We start from the raw sequence: 18,118 nt of genomic DNA on the forward strand, positions 1-18,118 counted from the left end.
CTCTAAAGCCTCCCGCGCAAACCGGAATGAAAGGACCGCCCGCCGTCATCGTCGGCGTCGGCCGAGGGAAACAGTGGTCGCGCTGAGGGACGCGAGGCAGAGCGATAGCCGTATTCGGCCCGCTCGCCGCTGGCCGCCTCGATCGCGAGTGCCAGCCCCCAAAAGCGGTCGGCGTGGCCGTCCGGCGTCCGTTCCGCCGTGAAGCGGATATTGCCGGCCGCCGACACCTGTTTCGTCACCGATCGCAGATCAGACCGAACATGCTTGTCGTAGGGGATGCGAAGCCTGCGGTCCTCCATCTGAGAGCGGACGGGATAGGCCAGCGCCTCCTTGACATGCGAGGTGAAGGTCACGGCTTCGACGGCATATTCGCCGAACCTGTCCTGAGCGTCGTCGGCCCAGCCGATGCCGAGACCCGTTGCATCAAAGCATGATCGCCCGCAGCGCTCGATCCACGGCCAGATGACCGCCTCCTGCGCCGACTTGCTCATGTTCTTCAGGGTCTCGACATGGCGCGTGTAGAGCACATCGCCAAGCTTTTCCAAGACCCAAAGCACGGTCAGGTCATGCTTTCGTCCGATATCGACGCCGGCGTACAACGTGCCGCCTTCACACTGCGTCCAGTCGGTGTGCGTTGGATATTCGCATGCTGCTATCAGATCGTATTCGAGGAAAGCCGCGTCGTCGTCGGCCGGCTGACACATGTATTCCTGCAGGAAGCTTTCCTCGTCGGCCGCGCCGGACCTGACCCAGTCGAAATAGTCGGCCTCGGTCATCTCCTGGCGCTCGTCATCGAGCGGAAGGGATTGCTGCAGCTTGTAGAGAAACCCGTCCTTCAGCGCATCCTCAAGCGTGACGGTGTGAAGGCTGATGCCTTTCGGATTTCCGCTTTCATTGATTTCGCGGACGAGCTGGTTGAAGAAATTGTGCGAGCCGCGATGGGTCGAGATGACTTCGAGCTGGCCGCCCCAGGTGATGCCCGGATAGGCAATCGACCACAGCTTGCGCGGATCCGGGTGAAGGGCGAACTCGTCGAGCACGCGGCCGCCGCGTTTGCCCGCCTGGGCATCGGCATTCGAACTCATGGAATAGATTGAGCGTTCCGAAAGGAACTTGAGGACGCGCGCCGTGTGCTTCTTTTCGAGGTCGATGACCTGCTCGCCCATGTCGCGAGCGGCAAGGTCGAGGATCCGCGCCCAAAGCTTGCAGTCCTCGATAAAGAGGATCGCCTGCATCTCGTCGCGCGACGACACCCACTGATCGTGCCGCGCGGTCTCGACGGCGGTGCGCGAAACCGTGGCATAGGCCGTCGACCAGGACAGCCCGATCTGGCGCCCTTTTTCCATCAGCTTCAGCCGCGACTTGTCGCCGATCCAGCGCGCCTGGTAGGGCAGGAAAATTGCACTCGGGTTCTCGGGTATGATCTGCGCGCGCCCCATCAGATCGCTCCCAGCTGGCGATTGATCTCCGAAAGCACGTCTTCCGAAATGCCTGCCTTGCGCGCGACTTTGGTCGCTTCTCCGACTGCCTTTTCAAGCTTGGCCTTTGCTTCAGCCTCGGCCTTGCGGCGCAGCTCGGCCGAGCCGTTCTGCGCGGCGATGATATCCTTGTAGGCGCGGGCCAGCTCCATCGCGTTCTTCGGGTTCAGACCGTCGCCGTCGAGCAGATCGTCGATCAGGGTCTTGAGGAATTCGCCCAGGACAACGTCATCCTTGGCGATCCTGTCCGGTGTGAGCTTGTCGGCGATCCCGGCATAGACGTGGCGACGTTCCTCAAGCTGCATGGCGCGCTTGGCCAGCCGCGCCGAACGCCGATAGAAGGCCGACTTTGAAACCGGGTCGATCCCCTTGACGGCGAGGCGGTCGTTGAACTCGAAAAGAATGTCGGCGGTCGATCGGCGGCGCTCATTGAGCTGACCGACAGCCCAGATCACATCGTCCTGCGCCTCATCCGGCAACAGGTCGAGACTGTTGAGGCGGCCACGTCCTTTCTGAGACATGAGTTAAACCCCCGGTGACGGCCGGTCGATGCCTTCGATGACGGAACGCCGCTCGACATGATCAAGCCCCGCGCGGGTGATGGACGCGATGAGCACCGTTCCGGCCTCGATCACGGTGACGGCCCCCAGCTCCTCCAGCTTCCGGATTTGCGTACGGACATAGTCGCGGCTGCGGTTGTGACCGAAGGTGCGCAACAAGGTTGTCAGCAGCGTTTCGTTCAGCGTGCCGTCGGTTTCCATGGCAAGGCCGCGCAGAATAATCAGCCGTGCATCGCGCGCGGAAAATTCCTCGAAACTCATGCGCCTTCACCCCGCTTTCTCAGATAGTTGTCGATACGATCGACGGTCATCGAAATGCGCCCAACCGCCTGTCCGGTGGACTGCACCGTCCCTTCCAGTCCCTTCAGCGAGAGGGCGAGCTGATTGAGCTCGTCCTTACCGGGGAGCTGCTTGATTTCGCTTTCGACGCGAAGCGTACGGCGGTCGAGCTTGGCCAACTCGCTCTCAAGCGTTTCCAGCTTCGCACTGTTACCTTTCGCTCGGGCGGTCAGCACCGAATGCACAAACGAGCCGATCGAGATCAATAGCGATAGCGCGGTCAGCAAGGGCAACATGGTTCCGACTTCAATCACCATGATCCGCCTCCATGCTTTCCGGCGCGGCGTCGACCGCGTTGACGGCGGCAGCGCGGCGGCTTTCGCAGGTCTTGAGGTTCACGCGATCAGCGCCCCAGAGCGACACCACCTGGGCCTCGCTTAGGCCGCCCTCATCGGGCAGTTTCTCGGGCGCGGCGCATGGCTTGCGGGCCTCATCCGGCAGCACCGGCTTGATCAGTTCGGTTATCACCACAGGCTCGTCAGTAGGGGAGGATGCGCACGCGCTCAGGGCTAAGGCCGCAAGCACCGCCGCCAGGCAAAGCCGCATTCGCTTTCTCCATTTGCTCGATTTCAATTTGGGCCGCATTCTCGGCCGCCCGGATTTGCTGACCGGCAAGGATGACGGCGCGATACTGGGCGGCAACGGCTTCCTGCTTGGCGGCATTCGCCTCGGCGATCTTGCCTTTCCAGAACGAATCCCGCTCGGCCTTGACCGAGGCAACGCGATCATCGATCAGGTCAGAGACCTTGCCAACCGCCATGCACGCCGAGATGCCGCCGACTGCTATTAGAAGCGCCGCGAGGAGCCACGGCGCTGTCTTCTTCGTGAAAAAGGCGGCAAGTAACGCTTGCATCACGAGCCTCCCGGTCGGTCCGGGGGGGACTTCGCAATGGTGCGCATATCCAGCGATCCAAATCCCCGGTGGATGCCGAGCAAAGCAAGGATCACACCCACCATTGTCGGAATGACAGTGGTGATGAGCGTCATCGTGCCATTTGGCGTCTGAACAGCAGCGACCACGATCACGAAAATCACCAGCCAGGCGCAGCCGAGCGATGCGCCGATGTAGAGCTTAGAAGATTTGTATTGCGGCTTGCGGATCATCCTCACACCTCAGGCCGCCAGCGCCAGATACGGCGCCTTGCCGGAAAGCGCTCTGTCCATCTCGTCGCGCGTCTGCGGGCCGACGACGCCATCGGCGACGATGCCGCGCAGCTTCTGGAACCAGATGGTGACGATCTCGATCGTGTGGTCGAATGTGTCGGTCGGCTGGACGGGCCATTTGTGATCGATCATGTGACGATAGCGACCGAGCTGATCGACCCAGGCGGCGACGGCCGGACCATGATCGCCGCGCTGGAGCATCTCGTCGGCCGGCGTCCAGGCAACGCTGTTATCGGGGAAAAGATAGCCGTATTCAGCGCGCGCATCGAAACAGGGGCACGCCTTCCCTTTGTCATAGTCGTTGTGTCCGCTGATCTTCCGGATATTGAATCGGTCGCGAAGATCGACGATCTCGGCGATCAGCGCTTCCTTCTGTTCGGATGTACGCGTGTCCGCGGCATGTTTCATGTCGACGCTCATCCCGCCCACATAGACAACGCCAATGGTGCCGGTGTTGTGACCCTTCACATGCGCACCGATCTGCTCGATCGGCCGCCCGGCTTCGCGCAGCCCGTTCAGATGCACAATGCGGTGATAACCGACGCCCGAGAAACCACGCGCCAGATGCCACGTGTTGATCTCGGCGACACTCACCGGCCGACCAGCCGGCGTCGCTGTGCAATGAATACAGATTTCGTTGATCGGTCGCATTACATTTTCGCCCCGTCTCACAGTGGTCATTTCGACTTCGAGAAGTGAGGGCAAGCTAGGCGCTAAGGCGTCGCCGTGGTCATACCTCCAGTTGGAGGCTTGACCTAAAACAGGTCCATTTGACGGCTAGGTTTCTTGGGCTTGGGCGCGCGCGGCGATGACTTCAAAAGCTTGTACACGCCGCTTTCGCTCATGCCAAGACGCCGCGCAATGTCCGCCTGGGAGAGACCTTGCAGGCGGTATTGGTCAGCCCGCCACCGCCGTGCCAGCGGCACCTTGATGTACTCGCCGGCGTAGGCATTGGAAAGCCGCGTGAGGATCTCCGCGCCAAGGCCTTCCTTGTCGTTGGATCGCTCGGGCTCGTGCGGCACATAGAAGCGGATGCCGCCGACGCGCTCGACAATCTTCAGGAAATCGGCATCGCCCAGCATCGCGCGCAGCTCCGCTTCCATGTCGCGCCGATCATCCTGGAATTCATCATCGAACATGATGGCCTCCAGCTTTGATTTCGCACTGGATCATCTCGGTCGTCACGATCGCCAGCTCATAGGCCAGCCCGGCGCGTCTGCGGCTTTGCGGCGGCAGAGCGTGAAGACGCTTCAAGAGCGCGTCACGGCGCTCCTGAAGCCTCCTCAGGTTCTCCCGGTTCTCGGTGACGGAAAAAAGCGGCAGGTCGGAAGCGCTCATAGCAGTTCCTTCCGCTTCGGCCATGCCGGCCATTCGCGCTTCAGGCAGGTCACGACGCGGTCGCCTTCCAGGACGAACTTGACGCCGTCATCGATGACCGCGCTTGCGCCATAGCGAACGCCCTCCCGGCAGGCGTCGCGGATAATCTCGCGCAGCGCCTCGACATCCACGCCGTGCCGGCGCTCGATATAGCGCAGCACGGCGTGATCACTGACAAGGGCGATCTCAAAGCCGGTGGTCGGCATAGGGGAAGACGGCTTCATGACAAAAGCCTTTCAATGTCTTTGGCCAAACTGGAAAGCGAGATGTGCCATGTCACGCTCATGTCCTCATCGAGCGAATAGGTCATGGCGTCACCGCCGTCGCTGCGATCTACAGGCACGTCAGCGTCCTCAAATGCTTTGACCAGCGCCTCCTCGATGAGCCTGACGCGGCGAAGCCTTTCTCTGACGTCATCCATCACGCACCAGCCTTTCGGGCGCGGATGCGCTTGCCAAGCTCGTTGGAGATCAGCCGCCAGTCGGCAGGCTTCAGCAATCCGAGCGGTGTCGACAACCTCTCAATTCCAGCGATTTTCAGAGCTTCCGCTGCAAAGCCTTTCGTGTCCGGATAGAGCTCGGCCTCCGGCTCAAGCTTGCGCCATTGCGCCCAGCAGACCTTGGCAATGTCGGACTGAAGCCACTCTTGCCCCTGCGAGTTTCCGTAACTCACGCGGCCTTCACGCTTTATCCAGGACTTGAGCGCTTCGATAGCCTTCGAGGCATCCCCGCCGTCCGTGAGGAAACGCGTGTGGTCGATGCCCGTCTGGCGCTTCACGAAGGCGAGCAGCGCCGCGTCGTCGCGGTTGTCGACGATGCCGAGGTTCCAGGCGGCAATCCAGAGTGCCTGAAGCTTGGGCGCAAACTTACCGGTGAGCTTCTTGCGGCCGTCCGGACGGTGCTCGGAAGCCTTTGACGAAAAGCCTTCATTTCGAAAGACGGTCAGAACCTTTTGTCGCTCGGGCTCGGACATATCCCGAGCAGAACTCTTTCCGGTGATATGCGCGAGCTTGGCGCGATAGGTTTCGTCATCGAGACCAAGCTGCTTCTTGGCAACATGCATCGCCGCGATTGACTTGCTCATGCCGCTCTCCTTGCTTCCTGGACAATGTGGTTGGAGGCAACGACTGACGGCGAAGGGCACGGATGGGTGCAGGCAAAAAAGCCGTCAATGCGCTCGAAAACCGCGCCGCAGAGGTATGAACGGGCATGGCGGTTCGTCTCGGCCGAGCCGACAGCGCCGCTTTCCCATCTGCCGCAAACGGGGCAGCGCTGGAAGCGTTCGGTGGCGAAATAGACTGCTATCGCATTCATGCCGCACCTGCCTTTCCGGCAATGGCTTTCGGTCCACTGGAAGCGTTGACGCCGTGGGCAAGGTTCACGTTGTTGCCGGCGAGATAGCCGAGGGTTGCGATGTTGCCGTTTTTAACCGCACCGGGGCGCTGGCGGACAGCGACCGTATCGGGATAGCGTTCGGCCAGCGCGCGTTCAGCATCGCTCATCGCGTCTTCTGACACGGTGTCCGCGAAGAGCGCGCTAAGCCGGACACCGAGGCGCACAACCATGCCGGCCGTGAAATCATAGACGGCCTGACGTTTGGTTTTCTGTTTGCGCAGCCGGGTGTAGTTCGGGGTCTTTTTGAACTCGCGAACGGCGCGGTCGATCGCACGGTCGAGAACGACGAACAGGTAGGTGGCGATCTCCGGACCGGGCGCGCGACCGACAAAGGTTCTGTGATCGCCGTCGATATCACCCACAAGCGTTGCTGTGTTGGTCAACCGGGCCAAATCGCGCCAGAGGCGATCGCGGATCGAGGCACCGTGGGTTTTGGCCTTCACCGAATCCTGACTGATTTCGATATCGAGTTCCGACAGGTCGTATTCCCGCATCAGGCTCGCGGCCTTTTCAGCCGCCGCTATGGCTTCCTGTTCGGTGCAGCCCCGATCGGTCGTCTTCTGGCGAAGCGCGGCGATACGGCGTTTGATGCTCTCGCTCATACCGTGCCCGCCTTTCCAACGTCCGCATGCTCCAACCGGACATGCATCTTGAGGCCCTTTTCGCCGCGGAGTTTTTTGCCGCAGTGCGGGCATTCATGCGCAGCGCCGGAGCGCGACTTCTTGTGTTTTGACGTGACGTTGGCAGCCATCATCAATCTCCGGGAAAGTGAGGAATTTGCTTGAGCGGCGGTGAGAGCGCGAGCGGCGGCTCGGCTTCGTCACGTGACGGCTTCCGTTTGGGCGGATGTTTCTGGTCCGCTTCGATGCGGCCCAGTTCATCAAGCATAAAGCCGAGTGCGCCTGGTTCGCCTACTTCGACCTCGATGCGAACCACGGATTTGCGACCCGTGGTCGTCGCGCCGTATTTTTTCAGCCGTGCGTGCTCGCCGAGATAGATCATTGCCATCACGCACCTGCCTTTCCAGGCATGTGAATTGCCGCCAATTCCTTGGGGAACGCCCATTCGTGCCAACGCTGAAAGGCGGACATGGCCTCTTCATCGGTGCTGGCTTCGGGAACACCGGGAACAAGCAGCGTATCGCTGTCATAGCCGTGACGCGCCTTTGTCTCGACTTTGGCCTTCAGGTCATCGCCACCGGTCGCGAAAACCAGCATGCCGGTCGGGATATCGTCAACGCAATCGGCGAATTCGATAACGCCGCAGCGGTCGCAATAGGCATATACACCCATCACACACCTGCCTTTCCGGTTTCCAGCTCGGCGGGCTCGATGACGAAGTCCTCGCCCAGGGATGAAATCGAAACACCGGAAATCATCCGAGCCTTTTCAGGGTCGGCCAGCATGGCTTCCTTGTTGATCTCTGTGGTCTCACGCAGGAAACTTGAAAAGCCGAGCTTACGGCAAGTCTCGATGACCGCCTCGACACCACGCACGGTGACGCGTGGCGGTTTCAGGCGCCAGTTGATACGACCTGTGCCGAACTCGTGGTACTTGACCTTACCGTTCGCAGTCAGCGCGTTGCGGTTGGCCTCGCACCATGTCTGGACGCCGCGCTCATGCTCCTCAAGTTCGGCGCGCAAATCCGCTGTATCGCTGTCGAATTGCTCGCCAGCCTTTTGTACGATCCGGTCGGCCTTGGCCTTATGCGCGGCAATGTCGCGGCGCAGAGCGCCGATCCGGCCAATGGCCCTGACCGCTTCCTCACGGTCTTGCGGAACGCGGGCAATTGCCGCCGCCTTGGTCTTTTTGCGAGTGGATTTCATGCCGCATCGCCTCCGTTGTTGTCGTGGTCGGAAAAAATAGTCATTTGCGGGCGGGCTTCGCGCCCGCCTCCCTGAAGGGCGTTCTCCGCCTCAAGTTCTTCTGTGAGCGCGACGCAGGTGTTGAGCCGCAGCATCATGCCTTCGAGTTCATTGACGGTCGGGCGTTTTTGTCTGCGGATGAACAGCCGCATCTCGTCGCGAACCGAAGAAAGATAGGTGGATGCCTGTATGTTCATGACCGCCTGCCTCCCTTGAAATCCGGCCGGACAACCTTGCCTTCCGGATCCGCGATGATCTGTTCGAATTTCAGCAAGGCTTCCTGCTCCAGCGCATCGCCTTCTTTGCAGCGCGCTTCCCAGCGCCGATGGACATCAAGTTCGAGCTCCATGTTCCTGGCGAGTTTCGCCAGGGTGTGCAGCAGATGTGCGAACCGCGCCGTCTCGCCGGGCGATAGATTGGCCCCCGTACCCCTGCAGCGATCGAAAGCCATGGCGTGAGTTTTCAGCGTGTCGCTGACGGACGTGTCGATTGAGGAGATCATCATTGCAGGTCTCCCAGGTCGCGGTTCTTCCAGGCGGCTTTCAGGTGGTCGAGCGCCAGCGGCTGGCCTTCACCCATCGCGTACATGCGCGCCAGCTTGACCGTGCGGTCGATCTGACGAAGCGCGCCGGGTTTGAGGCCGAGGCCTAGCAAAAACTTGATGCAATCGCCGTCCTCGACGCCGAGGGCGTTCACGAACAGCCGGATATCATCCGCTCGGTTGCCCTCGCGTCGAAGGCGCTTGTCAAAGCGTGACAGCACCTGCGCGCGTGACGCTACTGACCGACCTTGCTGGCGCACAAAGGAGGCCGCCGTGTCTTCATTGCCGACCAGGGCGACGCCGCAATTATTGTTGTCAACGAAGTGACGCAGCTGGTTGATGCTTTCGGCTTCAAGGTTCTGTGCCTCGTCGATGATCAGCAAGGTGCCATCGCCGACGCGCTGAAGCTTTCGGCCGATGGCGCGGACGAGACGGGCCGGGTTGTGCTCGGAAACATCGAGCGCCTCGGCCAGTTCGACCAGCATGCCATGCACCTTCTTTGTCGAAGGGCTGATCGTCGCCATGTAGGCATGCGGCCGGGTAGCGCAGTAATGGCGGCAGGCTGTGGTCTTGCCGACGCCTGCATCGAGCGTGACGGCGACAAGGGCCGGCGTCATCTGCGCCCACATCAGTGTTTGCAGGACCTCGGTTGCGACCTTCGTCTTGACGAAACCTGGGCTCTCCGGAATGGCTGCGGCCATGTCGGCCGCTTCCTCGACGTTTGTGAGCCACTGACTGATCATCGTGTTGTAGGGCGCGAGAACGCCGGTATACTTGCCAGACAGCCACTGTGAGAAGGTGCCTTCGGCAACTCCGCTGCGGCGGGCCACCTCAGCCTTTGACCAGCCATTGGCAGTGGCCGTCTCGGCTGTTCTGGCAACGAGGCTGCGCCATTCGTCGACATCGCCGGCAGGATGCTTTTCAAGGAAAGCTGTGGTCGGCTGGCTGAGAACCCAGCCGGTATTTGCATTGTGCTTTTTGGTCACTATAATTGGCTCCGTGTTGCCCCATTGCGGGGCGTTTTGCTTTGGGCGGGAGGCTTTCTCCCGCCCTTTTTCGTTTCGGAACCGAACGCATTACTTATCGGTCATTTCGCCGGTTCAACCGGTCTTGCTCTTGCCGCCTTGCGGAAATTGGATCACACCTTCGCCGTCGATGACCTTGCCGAGCGCGCGTGAGAACGCGTCCTCGAAACGATCTTCGTCGTAGTCATCTTCCGGGCCATGCTCGATCTTCGGGGCGAGGTTGCCCGTGGCGATCCGGGTGATGGTCGGCCGGACCTTTTCGGGCTTTGGCGCTGGGCTGGCCTTGCTGCCCTTGTCCAGAATGGCGGCCAGTTCCTCGGCGGCGAACTGGCGTTCCAGATCGGCCTTCTGCTTCGTCGTCTTCTGATACTCGGAGAGCTTGCGCGCGTGGCGGCGGGCTTCTTCCTGACTGTCGAAACGGACGGCACCGACCGCCTCGGCATCGCAGATATATCGGCCTTTCGGCTCGTACACTTTGACCGGCTTTTTCAGGTTGTCCGGGTCGAAGCGGACCATCAGCTTCTTGCCGATCCATTGATTGAGTTCGAGCGCCCAATAGCGAGACCCCATGAAATGGATGGACCCGTCCGGCTGGCGGGCTTTCAGCCCCGTCGCCGACAATAGCCAGATCGTGCGTTGCGCTTCCGTGGCCTGTCGAACGATGGTTGACGGCGCGGCCATGCTTTCGGCAAAGACCTGATCGAAGCTTTTGCCCTTGGCGGTTTCGGTGCGGCGGCCGATGCGAGCATTGTGCTCGGCGACAATCTCCGCGACATGAGCCTGCAGCGTGTCGAGCGGAACGGCGCTCTGCATGTAGTTTTCCGGCTTGGCGTCGACCGTGTTGCCGGTATAGCAACCCGACATCGCGGGATGCTTGCTCACTTCCTCTGCCAGGTCACGCCATGCCCGTTCGATCGGCTTGGCCTGACCGTGGTATGGCGTCACGAAACGCGGTTCGATGCCCAGCGTGACCAACAGCCCCGCAACCTCGTCGGCATCGATCTTGTAGCGGTAGCGCGTCTTGGCTCCGCCCGAGATCATCTTGCTCGCGAAGGCCCGGCCGTTGTCGAGATAGATGCGCTCAGGAATGCCGAAGTCTTCGACCATGTCGCCAAAGCACGCACGGATGGCATCCCACGTTTCGGCCTCGGCCAGTCGCCACGAAAGCACCTTTCGGGAATAGAGGTCCTGTGTGCCGATCAGATACATACGCGTCGGCTTTTCCGACCAGGGAACGCGCACGAACAGATCCAGCTTGTGCCCGTCGGAATTGACAGCTTCCATCGCGTGAAGGTGGGCGACGGAACGCTCTTGCGCGGGAAACATGCGTTTGGCCTTCTCGCGGCCTTCGCGGCTCATGACCTGCACGGCCTTTGGCACTTCGCGCTCCAGGCGACGGCGCAGCGAACGCTCACCTGGGATCGGAGACCAGCCTTCAGATTTTGCAGCCTTCACCATCCGACGATAACAAGGTGAGAACTTCGGCCCTTCGGGGCGCAGGTAGTCGGACTTGAAGAAGGCCCACGCTTCAGGGTGGCAGGGCGCTATCTCCTTCTCGACACCATTGGTCGCTGGCGAGAAGGACGGGGCAAGCGCAGCAAGCCAGTCCTGTTTCGGATGGTCTTTGACCATCGCCCACCATTCATAATAGGCGCTCTTGCTCGTGCCGGTATGCGCCGTGGCCGCCTCTATGGCTTTCTTCTTCGGCAGCCCGGCTTCCACCATCGCTTCGACGCGCTGGATGATGACCAGCCGCTTCTCGCAGAGTTTTTTGTGCTCGCTTGAAAGGGCTTCAAACCGCCTCCAAAGCAGCTTCGAGGCCTCCGTTTTCTCGGCGACCGGGTCGGCCGTCATGAACGCAAGCTTAGCACGGGCGGAAGCTGGCAACAGTGAGTAGTGGTATTCGTAACCGCCGCGTGCTTCCTGTTTAACTCTGGCCTTTTCAGTGCCCCGCGCTGGTTTAAGCATGTCGCTAATACGGTCGCGGGACAAAGGTAGACCCGGCAGTTTCGCCGCTGCCAACTCAGCCGCTGTAAACCATTCCCGCTTCATGGCTTTCCCTCCTGCTTGGCCATGGCGCGGCGGATATCCGGAGCATGAATTTCCATCCACTTGAGCGTTCGGAGTGCTGCTTCCAGGTGTTCTTTTTGGAGGGCACGTTGAGCGGGTGACAGCGAAAGCGACCGGCCGTGCAGCAAGGCGTCCAGCGCGGCGACCTGACTTCTCAGAGATACCCCTTGTTTTGCCGTGGCCATCAGCGGGACCTCCGGATTGTCACCGGCTTGGAGCGGAGCGCTTTCAACTGCCCTTCGATCTCCTTGCGCTCCTGCTGGAGCCGGGCGATTTCGGCCAGTCTCGCCTCATCGCCCTGAAGCAGGAGGAGCCCATCTTCCGAGACGATCACGTCCCAAAGCCACAGTGCGCCGGTGGCGCGAACAAAGGCCTTAAAGCGGGGCAAGCTGATATCGTGACCTTGCTTGCTCTCGGCGGTGTAGGCGTCAATCGTGGCTTTGGAGATCGAGGGCAGGCCGAGGTAATGCGCCATGCGGGCCGCGATCGTCGGCCGATCAAACGGGGCCTCACGGATCGCCCGCGCCATCTCCCGTTTCAGCCGGGCGCGAAAGCGGTCAAGGTCGATTTGCTCGACCGCATCGCGCGTCGGAAAGACCGGCTCGGCAAAGAAATCCATTTGTGATGGGTCGCGTTTCGTCGACATCATGCAGCCTCCTGAAAACTGGAAAGGCCAATTTCCTCTAGGAACTGATTTCGGGTTGCCTGGCTGGCCTGCCCCCAGGCTTTGCGCAACGCGGCAAGCGCTTCCGTTTCCGGGTCGCGTCCGGGCTTTTCGGGTTTTGGGGGCTTGGTCAAAGCCAGGACGCTTTGCGGATCGCCGCTCTCTTTGAGCGCCGCAGCGGCCTTTACCTGCATATCCGGTGTCAGCTTTGCGAACTTCAGCAAGAGGGCTTGATTGGTCTCGGCCTCAGTTCCGCGAACGGCCTGACGCAACGTCGGGTGCAGGTTCTGGCCTATTCGGTTTACCAGCTTGTAGGTTTCAGCCCCGAAACCAAGGCGGTTTTGCACCTGCTTCGACAGTTCGCGCCCATTGGCAAAAACAGGGTAATCGTTACCCTGTTTTTCAGGGCGACCGCCTTTCGGGTTGATCTTCCCGTTCTTCTCTTCCCAGAGTTCGCGGTATTTCATCACGAAGATGGCGCGATCGAGCGGGTTCAACTCGTTGCGATAGAGGTTTTCGGAGATCTCAAGAAGTTGGGCCTCGACTTTATCGGCGGCAACGACAATCGCGTCGATCTCAGTCCAGCCGAGCAGCTTGGCGGCAGACAGTCGATAGCCGCCTGCAATAAGGGTGAGAGGCGTTTTGCCCTTGTTCGTCGCGGGCGTTCGCCGAACCATGATCGGACTGATTTGTCCACGTTCTTCGAAGGAAGCGGCGATGGCCTCGACATAGCCCTGATCTATCGGGCGGAGCCGTTCTCCGACGTGGATTTGTGAAACGGTGGCGCGCAGAAAGTCAGCCATTTATGCCGCCTCCCGTGCCTGCTCAAAGGCATGGCCGTAAAGTGCCAGCGCCCGAAGCCCCATCTTGTGATACGCGCGGTCGAAAACCGGGCACTCCCGCCGCAGGCCGACCTTCCACATGGTTAACCTGATGCGCCCGTTACTGCGGTCGGTCAGCTTTGCAATTCGCCGTGCCGGGACATCGAAATAGTCGCGCATCATGGTAAGTGCACATTGCCGCGCCAGCGCCGCGTCCAGCATGTCATGCGGCGGCTCGATGATGTCGCGCAGAGCGATGTGGCTGAAGTGCCGAGCCGCTGCGCTGTAGCAGCATGTCAGCATCAGCTTTTGCCGGTCTTCGGAAGAATAAATGTTCATTGGTTGATTGTCCCCTTCAGCGCCTGCCTGCGATCCAGAACAGCCCGGCTGTCGCCAAACAAAGCGCGCAATACCCGGCCATCCCGATCCAGATCGCAGTCATGACAGCGCTCTTCCGGTCTCAATTGTCGTGTCGAATTTGGATGCTCGTTTCGTCGGTGACGGCGGCATGGCGGCCCGGCAAACTCTCCGCACACTACCGAGATGGAGAGAAAAGATGACGGACAGTGAAACACACATGGACACCATGCGGGCCTTAGCTGAAGCGCGGGTCTCACAGCGTTTATTATTGGAATTGACTGAAGTTCTGTTACTGCGCGGCGTCATCAAGGACGGCGACATTTCCGGCGCATTGCTGCGCATGGAATACAAGGTCCGGCAGGATATGGAGCTCGAAGACAACGCCGATCCCATCATGACCGCCTCCATGGAATTCGAAAGCGAAGCCATGATTTCAGAGTGGGAGGGTCGTCTTGTCCTGAAGCCTTCCCTTCACACTCTGCGCCAAAAGCAGAGCGAATGGATGATGAAAGGAATGCCAGATAGATCGCCGCTGGACGCAGAAAACGTAGCCGCTCTTTACGACGTTGTTGATGAAGACGATTGAACAGTTCGCGCCTGCGCTCCGCGGTTTCGCGGGCATGGGTATTGTCCATAAAGGAGACAGGCTTGCACTCGGCCCTCAGCCGCTTGTATTCGGGATCGTCAAAGATCGGATCGCGCGCCATGTTATGCCGCCTCCATCGATGTGCGGCGGCCATAGCGATAGTTCTCGGCCGGCTGCGGAGACTTGCGCCGGCCATTGCCGTGATAACGTGTCCTCCACAGCAGATGTGGCCTGGTCTTTAGGGCTGCGGCGATCGCGCGTTCTCCAGCCCTGTGCGGTTCGTAAAGGGTGTTTCCGGCCGTTCCGGTCGGTAGATGATAGGCTGTGTCGATCTGGGTCAGCGTTAGCTTCGCGCGGATCAACATGCCCTTGATCTTGGCGACTTCATCCAGGCGACGCTGCTCGCCCTGAAGTCTCTTGCCGGTGGAGGTCTCAGCATGCATAAAATCGTGCTCCAGATTGAAGGCCGTGCAGGGCCTTCTTTTTGGGTGGTGAAATCTGCGAACACAGAAAGGATTAACGACAATATGTCGTTTTGTAAACGTACAAATTGTCTTTTTTGTTGATGGCTCGACCTGAAAAGCCGAAAACCGCGTTAGGTCAAAGACTTATCGACGCGCGAAAAGCGTCGAAGTTTCCTTCGCGTGAGGACTTGGCAACCTTTTTTGACGTAAAGAAAGATACTCTCGCCACTTACGAGCGAGGCATTCGGGACATCCCGAACGGTCTTTTGGCGCGCTACTATTCTGATCTCGGTGTCAACTTGTCTTGGCTAATGACGGGTGATGGTCCGATGTTCGATGATCCGACAAAGGCGCCGCCACCCGTGCTGCATCCCGAGTTAATGCAGGGGCTCGTCGAGTTGGTTGTACGTGTTCACAAGGAATTCGGCATTACTCTTCCCGGAGAGAGAAAAACAGCCGAAGCTACTGTGCTCTATAACCGGCTGTTACAGCAGGGACTGGATACCGCAAGTGAGAAAGGGAGGGACTTGCTGCTTCCCTTCGTTGAGCAACTCCTCAGGGAGCGTTTACAAAAAGCGAAGGACGAACCCGGTACCGGCAAACGCGAGGTTTCATGATCGTACGCTAAAGCGCATCCGCTGCCCTTTTCACAGGGCACGGAAGTACGCTCTGATCAGGGCCGATCAGCAAAGCTGTCGTGTTGTTGAGGGAAGGCGGCCTCTAGCCGCCATCGAAAGAAGTTATTGGCGAAGGGACTAAATGGAACCGTGGAACAAACATGGCAGGCACTCACTTACAATCAACGTACTTGTCAACGCTATCAGCCACGTTCGATGGTTGCAACGAAGCCATTCTTTTCAGCAGTGATCGTTGCTAGAACGAATGCTGGATCGAATTAATTTCAGTAGTCCGAGAGGGGAACATGAAACATCTGCTTCTGACCACCTGTGCCGTCGCACTTTTTGCTACACCGAGCTTCGCGGAACCAACATGCGTTGCAATCGGAGACATTGGCACGCTGAGCGGCGATATCGGCAACGGGATCGTAAATAACCTTTCACTTTCAGCCGGCGATTTATACGGTCAAGAGTCTGTCCCTACTGCCATTCTTTCTTATTCTGTCGCGAATAGGAACTCAGGCCCGGTTTACGTCTCGGTCGATGTAATTTTCCTTGATAGCGATGATTTTTTGATTGCTGCTGTGTCTGCGGTATCGTCATCCGCGATTAGGCCTGGCATGACCGAAGCGCTTTCAGGTCGAACTATTTTATCAAAGCCAGACTTCGATAGAATCGATGAAGTGTGTGTGCATATCGCCGGAATTGCTGATGCGGGAGATTGAGGCTAGTGGGATGATCAAATCGCTGCACTTATCGATCTCAACCTCTGTCTCCTTCCTATCAAGCTTCTGAAATAAAAGCTCTTTTTTTGAGATCGACACTTCGGCGATCTCAAAATTGGATTTCGACCAGAAATCAGTCGCCACAAAACTCAATGTCGCGAATAGCCTAAAACCCTTCGAACCTTATTTTTCAAAGAGTTGAAGGCCTCTAAAAGGCTATCGACTCTATTTCAAAGGAGTTTTTGAGGCTTAGCGCTGCAGTTGCCTCTAACAGCCGTTTTCGCTACCTTCCAGCCAGGCCGTCTGACAAAATGGGTGGAAAGCACCTTTCTGTTAAGCCGCCCGAAATCCCTTATGTTTCAGTCCTTTCCCATGAATTCCCGCCTATTCCCACCTATTCCCGGAAATTCCAGAACCTTGTGTCAAACAACACCGTAGCCCGGTTTCGATACAGTGTGTTGATGCCTGATAGGGCTTGGAAGCGCCACGACCGGGGCACAGGCCATCCAAGATCAAACGATAGGCGGGATCGCAAATGCTACTTTTCGCTTATGGTTGGGATCGGCGCTTTATGATCTGAGTGTGCTTGAGATCGAAACGTGATGGCGCGCGCAGCGATGCGTGTATCACGATAGGGGGTAGGGATTGGAGGCAACGGAAATTGACAGGCGTGTCGACCACTTTTTCACAACGATGGAAACCGTTGCCTCAGCGGCGACGGCTTTGGGACGCAGGCTTGCCTATGAACTAGGATCGGATCTCAACCTACTCAATTATATGCGCACAGACGAGTTGGGTCTCTCCCACATGATTGCCGATCTGCTTGATCCCAATGGAGTTCATGGGCAAGGCAGTGCGTTTCTGGAGCTGTTTCTGAGGCTATGTGACTTCAACGCCGCCGAGGTGGCTGACGACTTATCGAATATACGAGTCCTGCGGGAAAAACGGGTATCGGAAGGACAGATTGATATCGTTCTTCAGTCGCGAATGGTGGATTTTCTGATTATCGAGAATAAACCCTATGCGTCCGAGCAACCCGATCAGATGGAGCGTTACGCCTCTTATATTAAGCGCGCTCATGTGCGCGAGGGTGGGCATCTGGTCTATCTTTCTGGTCGTGGGACCGAATCGCACACCATGAATGCTTCTACACAGGAGGAATTTGCCGGGCGATATGCAACAATCTGCTACACGAGCCAAGGCGACCGACCGAGTCTTTCATCCTGGCTTCGCTCCTGCGAAGCGCGAGCAAAAGCGCCGAAAGTGCGTGTCTATCTGTCTGACTTCGCTGACTGGGTTGAGCAGAATTTCGCCGATTTATCAGAGGAGATATCGAATGCATAGGTCTGAGTTTGAGGCCGTGAAGTCTGCTGTCAGCGCGCGGTTGCTGGCGAGTGCTCAAAAAGAGGATTGGTCAGAGCTAGAGTTGGCGGCTGCTGTTTCCGAGGTATGGGTTGAAATACTCGACCTTGAGATCAACGCTTTTCTCCAACGGCTAACCAAGAGGATTGCCGCTGTGGACGGCGGAATTTCAGTGTCCAACGACGCGGCCAGAAAAGCGACGCGTTGGGCCGGAGCTTCCTGGAAGCGTCAAGACTGGCAAGGTGAACTCTCGGTCAGAATTGAGTTCGGTGATCCGAATTACTATCGCGTGGCGGCTGGAATTCGTGCCTATTGTGGACCGGATGAGCAGCGTAAGCCTATCGACTCGACTTTATGGGGTATGCTCAAGCACGTTAACGTCGAAGAACTCAATTTGCTTCGCAATCGTGAAGAATCGCGGCCTTGGTGGCCGTTTTTTTCGAGGTTTGTTGGCGTCGGTGATCTGAAGACACCGGCCGGGTTGGCATATATGAGAGGTGGTGCTCTGGTGGAAGGGCGACTTCTGGAAGAGGTTCTGGCCGAAGATTTGCTTCAGCTTGTTAGGTTCGTGGACACAGTGCTTGAAGAAGCTCGAAGTTCGTCGCCGGGATAATCCTTGGCTCCCCATCACCGGCATCCTAAGCGTGATCTCAGGTTCATAACCGGAGATCACAATGGCAACCATACGCAAGCTCAGAGGGCGCTGG

The 18,118-nt window shown here is 58.7% G+C and carries 32 protein-coding genes; 5 read left to right on the forward strand and 27 right to left on the reverse strand.

Annotation, left to right across the window (positions count from 1 at the left end; translation table 11 throughout):
* Positions 1-2: 2 nt before the first annotated feature.
* The 26 genes from GGR30_RS14150 to GGR30_RS14275 form a co-directional block, all read right to left on the reverse strand.
* On the reverse strand, positions 3-1,439 hold the full coding sequence (locus GGR30_RS14150; RefSeq protein ID WP_183487373.1) for a phage terminase large subunit family protein: 1,437 nt from the start codon (positions 1,437-1,439) through the stop codon (positions 3-5).
* The gene (locus tag GGR30_RS14155) at positions 1,439-1,999 is read right to left on the reverse strand and encodes a phage protein Gp27 family protein (RefSeq protein WP_183487375.1); all 561 of its coding nucleotides are present in this window, start codon (positions 1,997-1,999) and stop codon (positions 1,439-1,441) included. Before GGR30_RS14155 ends, GGR30_RS14150 begins: the two co-directional genes overlap by 1 nt.
* Positions 2,000-2,002: 3 nt before the next feature.
* Positions 2,003-2,299, reverse strand: a complete 297-nt coding sequence (locus GGR30_RS14160; protein ID WP_183487377.1) for a VpaChn25_0724 family phage protein — start codon at positions 2,297-2,299, stop codon at positions 2,003-2,005.
* Positions 2,296-2,634 carry a DUF2730 family protein gene (locus GGR30_RS14165; RefSeq protein WP_183487379.1) on the reverse strand — a complete coding sequence of 113 codons (339 nt, stop codon included), beginning with the start codon at positions 2,632-2,634 and terminating at the stop codon, positions 2,296-2,298. The genes GGR30_RS14160 and GGR30_RS14165 overlap by 4 nt, the downstream gene beginning before the upstream one ends.
* Positions 2,624-2,845 (reverse strand): hypothetical protein, encoded by a 222-nt coding sequence (locus GGR30_RS14170; RefSeq protein WP_246413884.1) that lies wholly within the window; start codon positions 2,843-2,845, stop codon positions 2,624-2,626. Before GGR30_RS14170 ends, GGR30_RS14165 begins: the two co-directional genes overlap by 11 nt.
* Positions 2,846-2,855: 10 nt before the next feature.
* Complete coding sequence (locus tag GGR30_RS14175; RefSeq protein WP_183487383.1) at positions 2,856-3,137, reverse strand: hypothetical protein; 282 nt, start codon at positions 3,135-3,137, stop codon at positions 2,856-2,858.
* Between the two features lie 92 nt (positions 3,138-3,229).
* Entirely contained in the window at positions 3,230-3,481 is a 252-nt protein-coding gene (locus GGR30_RS14180; protein ID WP_183487385.1) for an NAD(P)+ transhydrogenase beta chain, read from the reverse strand.
* A gap of 9 nt (positions 3,482-3,490) precedes the next feature.
* A complete protein-coding gene (locus tag GGR30_RS14185) occupies positions 3,491-4,222 on the reverse strand; it encodes an N-acetylmuramoyl-L-alanine amidase (protein ID WP_343066505.1) in 732 nt (243 codons plus the stop codon).
* Between the two features lie 74 nt (positions 4,223-4,296).
* Positions 4,297-4,680 carry a sigma factor-like helix-turn-helix DNA-binding protein gene (locus GGR30_RS14190; RefSeq protein WP_183487389.1) on the reverse strand — a complete coding sequence of 128 codons (384 nt, stop codon included), beginning with the start codon at positions 4,678-4,680 and terminating at the stop codon, positions 4,297-4,299.
* Entirely contained in the window at positions 4,670-4,879 is a 210-nt protein-coding gene (locus GGR30_RS14195) for a hypothetical protein (RefSeq protein ID WP_183487391.1), read from the reverse strand. Before GGR30_RS14195 ends, GGR30_RS14190 begins: the two co-directional genes overlap by 11 nt.
* Entirely contained in the window at positions 4,876-5,142 is a 267-nt protein-coding gene (locus GGR30_RS14200) for a hypothetical protein (protein ID WP_246413887.1), read from the reverse strand. Before GGR30_RS14200 ends, GGR30_RS14195 begins: the two co-directional genes overlap by 4 nt.
* Positions 5,139-5,342 carry a hypothetical protein gene (locus GGR30_RS14205; RefSeq protein ID WP_183487393.1) on the reverse strand — a complete coding sequence of 68 codons (204 nt, stop codon included), beginning with the start codon at positions 5,340-5,342 and terminating at the stop codon, positions 5,139-5,141. The genes GGR30_RS14200 and GGR30_RS14205 overlap by 4 nt, the downstream gene beginning before the upstream one ends.
* The gene (locus GGR30_RS14210) at positions 5,339-6,001 is read right to left on the reverse strand and encodes a gp16 family protein (protein ID WP_183487396.1); all 663 of its coding nucleotides are present in this window, start codon (positions 5,999-6,001) and stop codon (positions 5,339-5,341) included. Before GGR30_RS14210 ends, GGR30_RS14205 begins: the two co-directional genes overlap by 4 nt.
* The gene (locus GGR30_RS14215; protein WP_183487398.1) at positions 5,998-6,231 is read right to left on the reverse strand and encodes a hypothetical protein; all 234 of its coding nucleotides are present in this window, start codon (positions 6,229-6,231) and stop codon (positions 5,998-6,000) included. The genes GGR30_RS14210 and GGR30_RS14215 overlap by 4 nt, the downstream gene beginning before the upstream one ends.
* Positions 6,228-7,007: a DUF7168 domain-containing protein gene (locus tag GGR30_RS14220; RefSeq protein WP_210288055.1), complete on the reverse strand. Its 780-nt coding sequence runs from the start codon at positions 7,005-7,007 to the stop codon at positions 6,228-6,230. The genes GGR30_RS14215 and GGR30_RS14220 overlap by 4 nt, the downstream gene beginning before the upstream one ends.
* A 58-nt stretch (positions 7,008-7,065) precedes the next feature.
* Positions 7,066-7,320, reverse strand: coding sequence for a hypothetical protein (locus tag GGR30_RS14225; RefSeq protein ID WP_183487400.1), 255 nt, complete (start codon positions 7,318-7,320; stop codon positions 7,066-7,068).
* Complete coding sequence (locus GGR30_RS14230) at positions 7,320-7,604, reverse strand: hypothetical protein (protein WP_183487402.1); 285 nt, start codon at positions 7,602-7,604, stop codon at positions 7,320-7,322. Before GGR30_RS14230 ends, GGR30_RS14225 begins: the two co-directional genes overlap by 1 nt.
* Positions 7,604-8,137, reverse strand: coding sequence for a host-nuclease inhibitor Gam family protein (locus tag GGR30_RS14235; RefSeq protein WP_183487404.1), 534 nt, complete (start codon positions 8,135-8,137; stop codon positions 7,604-7,606). The genes GGR30_RS14230 and GGR30_RS14235 overlap by 1 nt, the downstream gene beginning before the upstream one ends.
* Positions 8,134-8,373, reverse strand: coding sequence for a hypothetical protein (locus tag GGR30_RS14240; RefSeq protein WP_183487406.1), 240 nt, complete (start codon positions 8,371-8,373; stop codon positions 8,134-8,136). Before GGR30_RS14240 ends, GGR30_RS14235 begins: the two co-directional genes overlap by 4 nt.
* On the reverse strand, positions 8,370-8,681 hold the full coding sequence (locus GGR30_RS14245; protein ID WP_183487408.1) for a hypothetical protein: 312 nt from the start codon (positions 8,679-8,681) through the stop codon (positions 8,370-8,372). Before GGR30_RS14245 ends, GGR30_RS14240 begins: the two co-directional genes overlap by 4 nt.
* Entirely contained in the window at positions 8,678-9,703 is a 1,026-nt protein-coding gene (locus GGR30_RS23680) for an AAA family ATPase (RefSeq protein ID WP_183487410.1), read from the reverse strand. Before GGR30_RS23680 ends, GGR30_RS14245 begins: the two co-directional genes overlap by 4 nt.
* Positions 9,704-9,817: 114 nt before the next feature.
* Positions 9,818-11,794 (reverse strand): transposase domain-containing protein, encoded by a 1,977-nt coding sequence (locus GGR30_RS14255; RefSeq protein WP_183487412.1) that lies wholly within the window; start codon positions 11,792-11,794, stop codon positions 9,818-9,820.
* On the reverse strand, positions 11,791-11,997 hold the full coding sequence (locus tag GGR30_RS14260; RefSeq protein WP_183487414.1) for a hypothetical protein: 207 nt from the start codon (positions 11,995-11,997) through the stop codon (positions 11,791-11,793). The genes GGR30_RS14255 and GGR30_RS14260 overlap by 4 nt, the downstream gene beginning before the upstream one ends.
* Complete coding sequence (locus GGR30_RS14265; RefSeq protein WP_425488360.1) at positions 11,997-12,461, reverse strand: hypothetical protein; 465 nt, start codon at positions 12,459-12,461, stop codon at positions 11,997-11,999. The genes GGR30_RS14260 and GGR30_RS14265 overlap by 1 nt, the downstream gene beginning before the upstream one ends.
* Complete coding sequence (locus tag GGR30_RS14270) at positions 12,458-13,279, reverse strand: ParB/RepB/Spo0J family partition protein (protein ID WP_183487416.1); 822 nt, start codon at positions 13,277-13,279, stop codon at positions 12,458-12,460. The genes GGR30_RS14265 and GGR30_RS14270 overlap by 4 nt, the downstream gene beginning before the upstream one ends.
* Positions 13,280-13,636, reverse strand: a complete 357-nt coding sequence (locus GGR30_RS14275; protein WP_183487418.1) for a hypothetical protein — start codon at positions 13,634-13,636, stop codon at positions 13,280-13,282.
* Between the two features lie 217 nt (positions 13,637-13,853).
* Between GGR30_RS14275 and GGR30_RS14280 the strand changes: the two genes are divergently transcribed.
* Positions 13,854-14,243: a hypothetical protein gene (locus tag GGR30_RS14280; RefSeq protein WP_183487420.1), complete on the forward strand. Its 390-nt coding sequence runs from the start codon at positions 13,854-13,856 to the stop codon at positions 14,241-14,243.
* 122 nt (positions 14,244-14,365) lie between these two features.
* Here the strand turns inward: GGR30_RS14280 and GGR30_RS14285 are convergent, their stop codons facing one another.
* Positions 14,366-14,686: a helix-turn-helix domain-containing protein gene (locus GGR30_RS14285; protein ID WP_183487422.1), complete on the reverse strand. Its 321-nt coding sequence runs from the start codon at positions 14,684-14,686 to the stop codon at positions 14,366-14,368.
* A 107-nt stretch (positions 14,687-14,793) separates the two neighbouring features.
* Here GGR30_RS14285 and GGR30_RS14290 point away from each other — a divergent pair, with 107 nt between their 5' ends.
* From GGR30_RS14290 to GGR30_RS14305, 4 genes are all read left to right on the forward strand, one after another.
* Entirely contained in the window at positions 14,794-15,324 is a 531-nt protein-coding gene (locus GGR30_RS14290) for a helix-turn-helix domain-containing protein (RefSeq protein WP_183487424.1), read from the forward strand.
* Positions 15,325-15,629: 305 nt separating this feature from the next.
* Positions 15,630-16,049 carry a hypothetical protein gene (locus GGR30_RS14295; protein WP_183487426.1) on the forward strand — a complete coding sequence of 140 codons (420 nt, stop codon included), beginning with the start codon at positions 15,630-15,632 and terminating at the stop codon, positions 16,047-16,049.
* 645 nt (positions 16,050-16,694) lie between these two features.
* The gene (locus GGR30_RS14300) at positions 16,695-17,393 is read left to right on the forward strand and encodes a PDDEXK-like family protein (RefSeq protein WP_183487428.1); all 699 of its coding nucleotides are present in this window, start codon (positions 16,695-16,697) and stop codon (positions 17,391-17,393) included.
* Positions 17,386-18,024 carry a hypothetical protein gene (locus GGR30_RS14305; RefSeq protein WP_183487430.1) on the forward strand — a complete coding sequence of 213 codons (639 nt, stop codon included), beginning with the start codon at positions 17,386-17,388 and terminating at the stop codon, positions 18,022-18,024. The genes GGR30_RS14300 and GGR30_RS14305 overlap by 8 nt, the downstream gene beginning before the upstream one ends.
* Positions 18,025-18,118 lie beyond the last annotated feature (94 nt).

The sequence above is a fragment of the Martelella radicis genome, from assembly GCF_014196625.1.
GTDB classification, from domain to species: domain Bacteria; phylum Pseudomonadota; class Alphaproteobacteria; order Rhizobiales; family Rhizobiaceae; genus Martelella; species Martelella radicis.